The 11,657-nt window shown below is 73.8% G+C and carries 13 protein-coding genes; 8 read left to right on the top strand and 5 right to left on the bottom strand.

What is annotated here, in order from left to right:
• The first annotated feature begins 323 nt into the window (after nucleotides 1-323).
• Nucleotides 324-1,019 (top strand): C39 family peptidase, encoded by a 696-nt coding sequence (locus tag V1634_RS29905; protein WP_331210267.1) that lies wholly within the window; start codon nucleotides 324-326, stop codon nucleotides 1,017-1,019.
• Between the two features lie 70 nt (nucleotides 1,020-1,089).
• On the opposite strand, the gene V1634_RS29900 is transcribed toward V1634_RS29905, so the two are convergent.
• Complete coding sequence (locus tag V1634_RS29900) at nucleotides 1,090-1,569, bottom strand: hypothetical protein (protein WP_331211073.1); 480 nt, start codon at nucleotides 1,567-1,569, stop codon at nucleotides 1,090-1,092.
• A gap of 201 nt (nucleotides 1,570-1,770) precedes the next feature.
• On the opposite strand from V1634_RS29900, the gene V1634_RS29895 reads away from it, so the two are divergent.
• Genes V1634_RS29895 through V1634_RS29885 form a run of 3 tightly spaced genes read left to right on the top strand, consistent with a single transcriptional unit; the run spans nucleotide 1,771 to nucleotide 4,243 of the window.
• Nucleotides 1,771-2,904 (top strand): sensor histidine kinase, encoded by a 1,134-nt coding sequence (locus tag V1634_RS29895; RefSeq protein WP_331211072.1) that lies wholly within the window; start codon nucleotides 1,771-1,773, stop codon nucleotides 2,902-2,904.
• Nucleotides 2,901-3,557, top strand: coding sequence for a response regulator transcription factor (locus tag V1634_RS29890; RefSeq protein ID WP_331211071.1), 657 nt, complete (start codon nucleotides 2,901-2,903; stop codon nucleotides 3,555-3,557). The genes V1634_RS29895 and V1634_RS29890 overlap by 4 nt, the downstream gene beginning before the upstream one ends.
• Before the next feature lie 56 nt (nucleotides 3,558-3,613).
• Nucleotides 3,614-4,243, top strand: a complete 630-nt coding sequence (locus V1634_RS29885) for a hypothetical protein (RefSeq protein ID WP_331211070.1) — start codon at nucleotides 3,614-3,616, stop codon at nucleotides 4,241-4,243.
• Here V1634_RS29885 and V1634_RS29880 read toward each other — a convergent pair.
• From V1634_RS29880 to V1634_RS29870, 3 genes are all read right to left on the bottom strand, one after another.
• A complete protein-coding gene (locus V1634_RS29880) occupies nucleotides 4,192-5,052 on the bottom strand; it encodes a hypothetical protein (RefSeq protein WP_331211069.1) in 861 nt (286 codons plus the stop codon). The two genes, V1634_RS29885 and V1634_RS29880, sit on opposite strands and share 52 nt — an antisense overlap.
• A 5-nt stretch (nucleotides 5,053-5,057) precedes the next feature.
• Nucleotides 5,058-5,573, bottom strand: a complete 516-nt coding sequence (locus V1634_RS29875; RefSeq protein ID WP_331211068.1) for a SigE family RNA polymerase sigma factor — start codon at nucleotides 5,571-5,573, stop codon at nucleotides 5,058-5,060.
• Nucleotides 5,574-5,664: 91 nt separating this feature from the next.
• A complete protein-coding gene (locus V1634_RS29870; protein WP_331211067.1) occupies nucleotides 5,665-6,432 on the bottom strand; it encodes an MBL fold metallo-hydrolase in 768 nt (255 codons plus the stop codon).
• Here V1634_RS29870 and V1634_RS29865 point away from each other — a divergent pair.
• Nucleotides 6,424-7,440 (top strand): threonine/serine dehydratase, encoded by a 1,017-nt coding sequence (locus tag V1634_RS29865; protein WP_331211066.1) that lies wholly within the window; start codon nucleotides 6,424-6,426, stop codon nucleotides 7,438-7,440. The two genes, V1634_RS29870 and V1634_RS29865, sit on opposite strands and share 9 nt — an antisense overlap.
• Before the next feature lie 22 nt (nucleotides 7,441-7,462).
• Here the strand turns inward: V1634_RS29865 and V1634_RS29860 are convergent, their stop codons facing one another.
• Nucleotides 7,463-8,392, bottom strand: coding sequence for a DUF72 domain-containing protein (locus tag V1634_RS29860; protein ID WP_331211065.1), 930 nt, complete (start codon nucleotides 8,390-8,392; stop codon nucleotides 7,463-7,465).
• A 109-nt stretch (nucleotides 8,393-8,501) separates the two neighbouring features.
• On the opposite strand from V1634_RS29860, the gene V1634_RS29855 reads away from it, so the two are divergent.
• The 3 genes from V1634_RS29855 to V1634_RS29845 all read left to right on the top strand — a co-directional run bounded on the left by V1634_RS29855 (nucleotide 8,502) and on the right by V1634_RS29845 (nucleotide 11,592).
• Complete coding sequence (locus V1634_RS29855) at nucleotides 8,502-9,290, top strand: alpha/beta fold hydrolase (protein WP_331211064.1); 789 nt, start codon at nucleotides 8,502-8,504, stop codon at nucleotides 9,288-9,290.
• 119 nt (nucleotides 9,291-9,409) lie between these two features.
• On the top strand, nucleotides 9,410-10,003 hold the full coding sequence (locus V1634_RS29850) for a TetR/AcrR family transcriptional regulator (protein WP_331211063.1): 594 nt from the start codon (nucleotides 9,410-9,412) through the stop codon (nucleotides 10,001-10,003).
• Nucleotides 10,004-10,128: 125 nt separating this feature from the next.
• Complete coding sequence (locus V1634_RS29845) at nucleotides 10,129-11,592, top strand: YibE/F family protein (protein WP_331211062.1); 1,464 nt, start codon at nucleotides 10,129-10,131, stop codon at nucleotides 11,590-11,592.
• Nucleotides 11,593-11,657 lie beyond the last annotated feature (65 nt).

Raw genomic sequence — 11,657 nt, 5'->3', positions numbered from 1 at the left:
CCGGGTGTCCGGTTTTTGGTCATGATCGGGTGGGCGGTGGGGGCGGATCGCGGAACACCGGGTCGGGGGTGGTGGTTATACCTGGCGTACGTCCGCAGCAGCGGTCCCCCCCGGGTCTGCGGGTGGGTGGCTGGCCCCGGGAATGACGGGGCGTCGGCCGCGGTTACATCCCCCTGGCACCCCGGTAGCGGGAGCGGTCCGAGCATGACAGGCCGCCCGCCCGTGCCGGTGAGGTGTCTTTCCCCGAGTTTCTTCGGGTTTCTTTCCTTTCGACACGCCGCTGGTGTGGTGTTGTCGTTCCCCCGGAATGGAAGGCGACCATCATGACTTTCGTCAGCCGATGGCTACCGGCCATCACCGAGACTCCGATGCGTAAGACCGCGCTGGGTATCGCCGGACTCGCCGTTGTCGGTGGCGCGTTCGCCGGCCCGGTGATCGCGATGGACACCCCGACGACGGGGTCGCCGACCGCCGCGTCGGTGACCGCGGACATCAAGCAGATCGACAAGCGGGCGCCGTCGAAGATGCTGGACTACCAGTACAAGGCGCAGGAGAACTTCTACTACTGCGCGCCCGCGGCGACCCGGATCGCGCTGTCGGCGCAGGGGCACACCCCGTCGCAGGACGAGGTGGCCAAGCGGCTGGGTACGACCGAGGCGGGTACGAACTCGGCCGAGGACACCACCCGGGTGCTCAACTCCGCCGGTGGTAGGGACTACCAGACGGTGGCGATCCCGGACAGCACCGCCAAGCCGGAGCAGATGGACCGGCTCCAGGTCGACATCGTCAACGCGATCGACGCCAAGCGTCCGGTGGTGATGAACATCAAGGGCACCGCCACCGACGTCGACGGTGTGCCGCACTCGTACGAGGGTGGGCACTACCTGACGGTCGTGGGGTACGACGACCACGGCCGGAAGGTGAAGATCGCCGACCCGGCGAACCCGAACCAGAGCGAGTACTGGATGAGCACCATCACCCTCGCCAACTGGGCCGCCGAACGCGGATACTCCGCATAACGCACGACCGAATGGGCCAGCCCCCTTCCCGGGGCTGGCCCATTCGTCGTCTCCGGGTCTCCCGGCCCGTTCAGGGAGCGGCCGTCTGGTCGGCGGTGCCCAACTCCGCCCCGAGCCGTTCGACGCCATCCTTGATCATCTGGCCGTACGGGTCGTCGCCGAGCGCCGGCAGACTCTCCCGGGCCAGGGCCAGGTGTTCCCGGGCCCGGTCCGGCCGACCCAGCTTGCGGTAGTCCTCGGCGAGGTTGAGCTGCAACGACGGCCGGAACGCGGCGACCTGGAGAGCGGCGTGGTGTTGCTGGACCCGGTCGTCGGTCAGCGAGTCGGCGGCCTCCAACGCCCGCAGGTCCCAACGGAGTTCCTCGGCCGGGTCGTCCTGCAGGTCGGCCAGGTAGTGCGCGAGGGTGCAGCGGTGGAACGGGTCACCGGTCGGGCCGATCCGCCCCCACAGCTCGGTCAACCGCTCCCGGGCCGCCTCGGTACGCCCGGCCCGCCCCCACTCGACCGCCTCGATGATGGTCGCCATCGTCCCGTCGGTGCCCTGCCCCATCGTTCGTCCACTCCCCTGTGTCGGCCGGTGTGCCGCCGCCGATGCTGCCGGCTCGACGAGGTCGAGGGTCAAGCGCGAACCCGCCGAGGCAGCTCCGCCCGGTGGCGTGGTCCGGCCACCGCGGCTACCGCGTTCGTGGTACGTGTCCGGGTGCCCGGCTTCGTAGAGTGGCCGGGTGAGGGTGCAGCCGTGGTCGGCCGGGTGAGGGACGCAGCCGTGGCCGCAGTGGCGTTCGGCGGTGGCCGGGGGCGGCGCTGGGCGGTCGACGTCGGGATCGCGGCGGCGGCCGGTGCCGTCACCGCGTACCGGATCGCGGTCGTGGCGGTGCAGCCGGGCGACCGGGCGCCGGACCTCTGGGCGTACGGCCTCGGCGCGGCGATGGCGGCGGCCCTGCTCGCCCGACGGCGCTGGCCGGCCGCGGTGCTGGCGGTGGTCGGCGGGCTGTTCCTGCTCTACCACGTCTCGCGCTATCCCGGCGGCGCACCGGCCGCCCCGATCTGGGTCGCGCTCTACTCGGTGGCGGTCGCCCCACGCCGCCGGCTCGGCCTGACGCTGGCCGGACTCTTCGTGCTGCTGGACGCGCAGGGCCGGATCATGGTGGCCGGAGTGGGGCCGCTGGACGCCACGCTGGACGGCTCGACCGTGGTGTTCGTGGCGGTGCTGCTGCTCGGCGAGACGGTACGGAGCCGACGGATCCGACTCGGCCTGCTCGCCGCCGAACGGGACCGCACGGCGCAACGGCGGGTGGTCGAGGAGCGGATCCGGATCGCCCGCGAGCTGCACGACATCACCGCGCACACCCTGGCGGTCGTCGGCGTGCAGGCCGGGGTGGCCGCCGACGTGCTCGACGACGACCCGGTGCAGGCGCGGGCGGCGTTGGAGGCGGTCCGTCGGGCCGCCCGGGAGGCGCTGACCGAGCTGCGGGCGGCGGTCGGGGTACTCCGGGACGGCACCCGCGCGGCCGGGCCGGAACCGCCGGCACCCAACCTGGACCGGCTGCACACCCTGGCCGAGACGACCGGCGCGGTGATCCGGCAGGACGGTACGCCGCGCCCGCTGCCCCGGGCGGTGGAGGCGACCGCATACCGGATCGTGCAGGAGGCGGTGGCGAACGCGGTCCGGCACGCCGACGCCGACCGGATCGAGGTACGGCTCGGCTACCGCCGCGACGGGCTCGACCTCACCGTCTCCGACGACGGCCGGGGGTCGGCCGGACCGCCCGGCAACGGGCTGCGCGGGATGGCGGAACGGGCCGCCGGGCTGGGCGGCTGGCTGCGTACCGGTCCGGCCGACAACGGCGGTGGTTTCCAGGTACGGGGGTGGCTGCCGGGATGACGATCCGGGTCCTGCTCGCCGACGACCAGACGCTGGTCCGGGCGGGCTTCCGGGTGCTGCTGGAGCGGGCACCCGAGATCGAGGTGGTCGCCGAGGCCACCGACGGCGACGAGGCGATCGCGCTGACCCGGGCACACCGGCCGGACGTCGTGCTGATGGACATCCGGATGCCGGGCACCGACGGGCTGACCGCGACCCGGCGGATCCTCGCCGACGACCGGCTGCCCGGCGTCAGGGTCGTCGTGCTGACCACCTTCGAACTCGACGAGTACGTCTACGCGGCGCTGCACGCCGGGGCGAGCGGCTTCCTGCTGAAGAACCTGGAGCCGGACGAGCTGCGCCGGGCGGTCCGGGTGGTGGCGGCCGGCGACGCGCTGCTGGCCCCCGAGGTGACCCGCCGGCTGATCGCCGCCTACGCCGACGGTCCGGAGGTACCCGGCCTGCACACGCTGACCGCCCGGGAACGCGAGGTGGTGGCGCTGGTCGCGGACGGGCTCTCCAACGCGGAGGTGGGTACCCGGCTCGGGATGAGTACGGCCACCGCCAAGACGCACGCGAACCGGGCGATGAGCAAGCTCGGCGCCCGGGACCGGGCCCAACTCGTGGTCTTCGCCTACCGCGGCGGGCTCGCCGGCATACGACGACCGCGGTAGCCGGCGGCACCGTCGGGCGGATCCGGCGGCGGCCGGCCGTTCGTAGCGTTCCGGACATGTTTCTTCTGCTGGGACCGTTGCTGAACTTCGCCTCCGGCTTCTTCTGGGAGCCCGACTCGCAGGGCATCACCGGCGGTACGCTCGCCGCGCTCGCCTGCGCCTGCTGGCTCGTCGGCCTGATCGGCCTCTACGACCGGCTCCGCGCCGCCGCACCCCGCTACGTGGCGGTGGCGATCCCGTTGACCGTCTTCGCCGCCGTCGGCGGGGTGGCGTTCGGGGTGCAGAGCATCCACGAGGGACTCTTCGACGCCTCGCACGCCAGCACGATCGAACTGCTCGACCAGCACCCGTTCGCCGCCTTCTCGCTCTACTGGATCGCCGGTCCGCTCTTCCCGCTCGCCCTGTTCGCCCTGGGCGTGGCGCTGCTGAAGCTGCGCGCGGCACCGGTACCGGTCGGCGTACTGGTCTGCCTGGGCGCGCTGGCGTTCCCGCTCAGCCGGATCACCCGGGAGGCGACGATCGCGCACGTGGCCGACCTGCTCCTGCTGCTGCCCTTCCTCTACCTCGGAGTACGCGCGCTGGCCGGGGCCGACCGCCCGAAGGAGTCGTCCCCGGCCAGCCGGACCGGGCTGGACTACCCGGCGACCACGTCGGCCGGCGGCTCGACCGTCACCGGGGCCCCGTAGCCGGAGAACTCCATGTTCACCCGCACCTCGCGGGCGAACTCGGTCGGCGGCTCCGCCGTGGTCCGCCCGGTCATCCGCCACTCGTAGCGCAGCGTCCGGACCCGGCCGTCGGCGTCGACCGTCACGTCGCCGACGAGCCGGACGGTCGCCGGCCCGGAGCCGGGGTCCGACTTCGTGGTCGCCTCGAAGTGGTACGCCCGGTCACTCTTCTTGGTGATCTTCGCGTCGGTCTGGCGCAGTACCTCGAAGAGCCGTTCCCGGTCCGCCGAGCCGCTCAGCGCGCCGTCCAGTACGTGCGGGTCGAACGCCAGCCGGTCGGTCCGGCCCGGCTCCCGGACGAACTGCCCGCCCATGGTGTGCGTGTAGAGCACCCCGTCGATCAGCCGCTGCCGTTCGACCCCGTCGAACCGCGAGTATCCCGTGGTCGTCGCCGGGTCGAACGCCCCCTCCGAGGTGTACGACAGGTCCGGCGTGCGGGCCTTGCCGTGCGACTTGTTGTAGGTGACCGTCGCCTTCACCCGGTAGCTGACGTTCTCGCTGGCGGTGATCGCCGCCACCAGTTCCAGCCGGGGCGTCGGTGCCTCGGCGACGAGGGCCGGCCGGTCCGGTACCGCCGGCTGGGTCAGTGCGGTCCCCGCGACCACCCCGACCGCCAGTACCGCACAGGAGGCACCGACGATCGCGGCCGTGCGGCGCCGCCTGGCCCGCACGCCACGTTGGAGGATCTGCTCGGTCGGGGCGGCCGACAGCGGCTCGCCGTCGACCAGATCGCGTAGTCCGCTCGCCAGTCGCGAGTCGAGAGAGTTCATCCAGATCACCTGTTCCGTTCGAGAACCGGCTCGCGTACCAGGCTCCGCAGTTTGGCCATGGCCCGCGAGTACTGACTCTTGACCGTGCCGACCGAGCAGCCGAGCACCTGGGCGACCTGCCGCTCGGACAGGTCCTCGTAGTGCCGCAGCACCACCACCGCCCGCTGTCTCGGCGGCAACGCCCGCAGCGCCCGGCGGAGTTCGTCGGCGTCGGCCTCCGGACCGGCCGGCGCCGGCCGGTCGGGTACGTCCGCGACGAGGTTCTCCCGCCGGCGCCGCCGCCACAGCGAGGTGTGGTTGTTCGTCAGCACCCGTCTCAGGTACGCGTGCAGGTCGTCGTGCCGGGACAGCTTGCGCCAGCGTTCGTACATCCTGACCAGGCTGTCCTGCAACAGCTCCTCGGCCTGCCAGCGGTCGCCGGTCAGCAGCAGCGCCAGCCGTAGGTGGCGTTGCCAGGCCGACTCCACGAAGGCCACGAATGAGGTGTCGGCCGCCGACAGCGGCCCTGCTCGGTCCGTCACGGTCCTACCACGTGGCCGGGTCGGGAAAGGTTGCCCGGCGGATCCGATCGCGGTCCCCGGTCTGCACATTGCCGCCGGGCGGGGCCGGGGTTCAGCCCGGGACCAGCCGCCGGGCCTCGGCCAGGGTGGTCGGCTCGCCGTGGCTGTCGACGTACCACTCGTGGTCGTCGTCGAGCAGGTCGCGCAGCATCGCCAGGTCGGGGCCGTCGTCGGGACCGCGCAGGTGCGCCGGTGGCGGATAGAAGCAGTCGCCGAGCAGCACGACCCGGGCGTCCGGGACGTACACCACCGTCGAGTCGGGAGCGTGCGCGCCGCCGACGTGCCGCAGCCGTACCCCGGTCGGCAGGGTCAGCTCGTCGTCGAAGGTGCGGGTCGGCGGCAGAATCGTGAAGTCGACCCAGTCCTCCATGGCCAGCGCCCGGGCCCGGAAGCTGGGGCCGAGTCGCGGGTTGGCGCGTACCTGCTCGCGCAGGTAGCGGTGGCTCCACGGCCGGGCCGCCTCCTGCCGGAGCAGTTCCGCCCCGGTGACCTGCCCGACGATTTCGACGCCGGGCCAGGCGCAGGCACCCCAGACGTGGTCCCAGTGGTGGTGGGTGTAGACCAGCCACCTGGCCGGGGGCAGCCCGGCGGCCCGCATCGCCGCCTGGACCTCCCGGGCGTGCCCGGGGCTGTGCCCGGCGTCGACGACGACGCTGCCCCGCTCGTCGGCGACGACCGTCACCGCGGCCTGGACGTTGCCCGGGTCCGGGTCGCCCGGCGAGATCCAGACCCGGCCGGCGAGCTGCCGGATGATGCTGCCGTCGATGATCGCGACACCTCCGGGGACGGGTCCGGGGGCGGACCGGGTGGCTTGGCCCACACCCTAGCCGTCTCCTCCGGCGGCCGGGGATACCGTACGGCGTACCAGGTGGAAGGGGCGACGACCGTGATCACCCGTACCGATGTGCAGGAGGCGGCGGCCCGGATCGCCGGACACGTCCGGACGACCCCGGTGGCCCGGGTCGAACCCGACCTCGCCGGACCGGCCGGAGCGCTCTGGCTGAAGCTGGAGTTCCTGCAACACTCGGGTTCGTTCAAGGCGCGGGGCGCGTTCAACCGGGTGCTGGCCGCCGCCGAGCGCGGCGAACTGCCGGCCGCCGGGGTGGTCGCGGCCTCCGGCGGCAACGCGGGCGCCGCCGTCGCGTACGCGGCGAGGTCCCTCGGCGTGCCGGCCGAGGTGTACGTGCCGACCGCCGCCCCCGCCGTCAAGGTCGGCAAGCTCCGCCAGCTCGGCGCCACCGTGGTGCGGCACGGTGCCGAGTACGCCGAGGCGTACGACGCCGCGGTCAAGCGGGCCGCCGACACCGGGGCACTGTTTTGCCACGCCTACGACCAGCCGGAGATCTGTGCCGGCCAGGGCACCCTGGCGCTGGAACTGCTGGAGCAGGCGGGCGAGTTGGACACCGTGCTGGTGGCGGTCGGCGGCGGCGGGCTGATGGCCGGGGTGGCCGCCGCACTGGACGGTCGGGCCGGGGTGGTGGCGGTCGAGCCGGAGGGCACCTCGGCGCTGCACGCCGCGCTGGCGGCGGGCGGGCCGGTCGACGTACCGGTCGCCGGGGTGGCCGCCGACGCGCTCGGCGCCCGCCGGGTCGGCTCGATCGCCTACGAGGTGGCGGTCCGGGCCGGGGTACGCAGCCTGCTGGTCACCGACGCGCAGGTCGTGCAGGCGCGGCGGCTGCTCTGGAGCCACTACCGGATCGCCGTCGAGCACGGCACCGCCGCCGCGATGGCCGCGCTCGTCTGCGGGGCGTACCGGCCGGCCGCCGGGGAGCGGTTGGCCGTCCTGCTCTGCGGGGCGAACACCGACCCCGCCGACCTGGCCGGTTGACTCCGGCCCCGCGCGCCCGCCGCTATCGCACCACCCGCAGGGCGGCGCGGCGCCGGTCGTACCGGCCGGGCCAGTCCGCCTCCGGGCCGAGCAGGGCGGCGAGCCTGGCCGCGTCCCGCTGTGCCTGCCCCGCGCAGCAGTTGTTCAGCAGGACGTGCAGTTCGTCGGTCTCGGCGGCGAGGTCGCGCAGCCGGTCCGCCCAGTCGGCGAGTTCGTCGTCGCCGTAGGCGTACCGGAACCGGTCCTCCTTGCTTCCGGTGGTCCACTCCGGACTGCGTCCGTGGAAGCGCATCACCGCCGGCTCGGCGGTGGCGAGCAGCAGCGGCGGGACCGAGGACTCGTGACCCTGCGGCATGTCGACGCTGACCATGCTGATGTCGTGCCGGGCGAGGAAGCCGACGGTGTCCGGGGCGTTGTCGCCGTCGAACCAGGACGCGTTGCGCAGCTCGACCGCGACCCGCCAGGGCCGGCAGCGCTCGACGGCGTCGAGGATCCGCCGCTTCGCGTTCTCGCCGTGCGCCAGCCAGGGCGGAAACTGGAAGAGCAGTACGCCGAGCTTGCCGGCTCCGGCGATCGGCTCGACGGCCTGCCGGAACCGCTGCCACAGCTCGTCGTAGGTCGACGACGGCAGGTCGCGGCGGCGTACCCGACCGGTGTCCCGGCCGTCCGGCCGCAGGTCCCGGGGCAGCGCCGCCAGCTCCGCCCCGTGCCCGGTGAAGAGGCCGAACGCCTTCACGTTGAAGGTGAAGTCCGGCGGCGTACGGTCCGCCCAGGCCGAGGTCGTCTCCGGCGCCGGTACGGCGTAGTAGGTGGTGTCCACTTCGACCAGACCGAACCGCTCGGCGTAGTAGGCCAGTCGCCCGGCCGGGGTGTTGGCCGAGCGGGGGTACCAGCCGGACGCGAGCAGTGACCGGTCCGCCCAGGAGGAGGTGCCCACCTTTATCTCGCCCATGTCCACAGTCTCTCCCCACCGGCCACGGTGGTCGAAACCTACCGAGGTGGCACAGATCGGAGAAGTACTCGATCGTGGGCGCCCGGATCGCCTGCTACCGTCCGGGGCGATGCCCGACCTGTACGCCCCGGACGGCACCCGGCTGGCGCTGCACGACCTCGGCGGCGGCGGCACGCCGGTGCTGCTCCTGCCCGGTCTCTGCGGTCACGCCGGGGAGTGGTCCGCCACCGCCGCCTGGCTCGGCGCGACGCACCACGTGCACGCCCTCGACCCGCGCGGCCACGGCGAAAGTGCGCGGCGCCCCGCCGACGTCTCCCGGGACGCCCACGTCGCGGACGTCGCGGCGGCACTGACGGTCACCGGCCCGGCCGTGCTGATCGGTCAGTCGTTGGGTGGGCACACCGCGTTCCTCGTCGCCGCGCGCCATCCCGACCTGGTGACCCGGCTGGTGCTGGTGGAGGCGGGTCCGCAGGGACCGGATGCCGGCACCCCGGAGCAAATCGGGCGCTGGCTGGACGGCTGGCCGACGCCGTTCCCGGACCGGGCCACCGCCGCCCGGTACCTCGGCGGCGGCCCGGTCGGGGACGCCTGGGCGAGCGGTCTGCGGCACCGGGGCGACGGGTGGTACCCGGCCTTCGACCGGGACGTCATGGTCGCGACGGTCGCCGCCGCCGTCGGGCCGCGCTGGGACGAGTTCGCCCGACTCGACCGCCCGACGCTGGTGGTACGCGGTGGTCGCGGCTGGCTGGACCGGCACGAGTACGACCGGATGGCCCGGCACCGGGCGGTCAGCGCGGTGGAGATTGCCGAGGCCGGGCACGACCTGCACCTGGAGAGCCCGGACCGGTGGCGGGAGGTGCTCGCCGACTTCCTCGGCCCCGGGCCCCGGCGGAGCTGACCCCGCCCGGCCCGGCCTCGCCGGACGGCACCGCCGACGGCACGCCGGACGGCGCTACCGGGACAATGCCGAACGGCATTACCGAAACTGACAGTTCCGACAAATCATATGCTGGTGCGGTGACGACCAGCGGCTCCCCGGACGGCCACCGCCGGGCACACACCGGTCGGCGCCGCAACGAGGAGGCCCGGCAGGCGATCCTCGACGCGGCGCTCCGGCTGCTCACCACCCCGCGCGACGGCGGGCTGACCGTCGACCTCATCGCCCACGAGGCCGGGGTCGGCAAGCAGACGATCTACCGATGGTGGCAGTCGAAGGGCGGGGTCCTGCTGGAGGCGCTGACCGACTGGAGCGACTCGCTGGTGCCGGTCCCGGACACCGGATCGCTCCGGGAGGATCTCTGCACCTACCTGGCGCACACGTTCCGCCGGGCGGGCGAGCCGGCGACGGCGGCGGTGCTGCGTACCCTGGCCGCCGAGGCGGCCCGCGACCCGGGCACCGCCGAGCTGTTCCGGCAGTTCACCCAGACCCGCCGGGACGCGCTGCACGCCATCGTCCGGCGGGGCCGCGAGCGCGACGAACTCGGCCCGGAGCTGGACCTCGAACTCCTGGTCGACCAGGCGTACGGGCTGTTCTGGTATCGCTTCCTGCTCGGGCACGGGCCGCTGAACCAGGAGACCGCCGACCGGCTGACCGATGTCCTCATCCGCTGACCGCGCCGGTACCTCGTCCGGCCGGTCGGCGGCGTGTCATGCTGGCCCGTCGGGTGCCTCCGGCTGCGATGCTCGGGCGGAGCCCCCGCCGACCGTCCCGACGAGGAAGGCCAGCAGTCGAGCCGATGAGTTCCGAACACGCCCACAGCCACCTGCCCGGCCCCGGCCGGCCGACCAGCCGGGCCGCGCGCCGGCTGAGTCTGGCCCTGCTGATCCCGGTGGCGGTCCTCACCCTGGTGTCGATGGCGCTGCTCTGGCCCCGGGACACTCCGACGCCCGGTCCGGCCGACGGGCCGATCCGGGTACTCGGCACGGTCGTCGCCGTCGAGTCGGCCCCGTGTCCCGCGCCGGCGGGCGGGGAGGAGCTGCCGGCCGGCGCGCCGACCGACTGCGGCACGGTCACGGTCGACCTGACCGAGGGGGTCGGCGCCGGCCAGCGGGTCAGCACCGAGGTACCGTCCGGGCCCGGCGCGATCCGGGTGGCCGCCGGGGACGAGGTGGCGCTGCTCTACCTGGAGGAGAGCCCGGATCGGCAGTACTCGATCATCGACCACCAGCGCTCCACCCAGCTGTGGCTGCTCGGCGCGGTCTTCGCGCTCGCCGTCCTCGCCTTCGGCCGCTGGCGCGGCCTGAGCGCCCTGGCCGGGCTCGCCGTCACCTTCGCGGTGCTGCTGATGTTCATCGTGCCGGCCATCCTCGACGGGCGTTCACCGGTGCTGGTCGCCATCGTCGGCGCCGCCGCGATCATGCTCACCGTGCTGTACCTGACGCACGGGTTCAGCATGACCACCACGGTCGCGGTGGCCGGCACCCTGGTCAGCCTGACCATCACCGCGGCGCTCTCCGCGATCGCCACCGCCGCCGCCCACCTCTCCGGGATCGCCGACGAGACCTCCAACTACCTCTCCATCACCCAGGGTGAGGTCAACATGCGCGGCCTGCTGCTCGCCGGCATCGTGATCGGCTCCCTCGGGGTGCTCGACGACGTCACCGTCACCCAGTCGGCCACGGTCAGCGAACTCGCCCTGGCCAACCCCGGCTACGGGTTCCGGCGGCTCTACTCGGCCGCCACCCGGATCGGCCGGGCACACATCGCATCCGTGATCAACACGATCGTGCTGGCGTACGCCGGCGCCTCCCTGCCGCTGATGCTGCTCTTCGCCGCCGACACCGCCACCCCGGTCGGCGAGCTGCTGACCAGTCAACTGATCGCCCAGGAGCTGGTACGCAGCGCGGTCGGCACCATCGGGTTGATCGCCGCCGTACCGATCACCACCGCGCTGGCGGCCCTGCTCGCCGCCCGGCGCGGCGCCGAGGCGGGGGCGGGGCCGGCGGCTCCCACCGCGGCCACGCCCACTCCGGGCACGGCTCCGGCCCCTCCCGATTCCGGCGCGGCCTCTCCGGCACCGGCGGCGCGGCGCGGCCGGCTCGGCGAGCCTCCGGCGGCACCGGCACCGGCACCGGCACCGGCACCCGCACCGGCACCCGCACCGGGCGGATCCGGACCGTTGACCAGGGGCGGGGACGACACGCCGGAGGCCGATCCCTGGATGGCCTTCGTCGACCGCCACCCGGACCGGAAGCGGTAGCCGGGGAGTCAGGGCCCAGGACGGGCGCCATCCCGCCGGCTCCGCGCAGCCGCAGGGCCGGTTAT

Source organism: Plantactinospora veratri, assembly GCF_036421995.1.
In the GTDB taxonomy this organism is placed as follows: Bacteria; Actinomycetota; Actinomycetes; order Mycobacteriales; family Micromonosporaceae; genus Plantactinospora; species Plantactinospora veratri.
The sequence above is the reverse complement of the archived record's forward strand: the minus strand, read 5'-3'. Positions and strand labels throughout refer to the sequence as shown.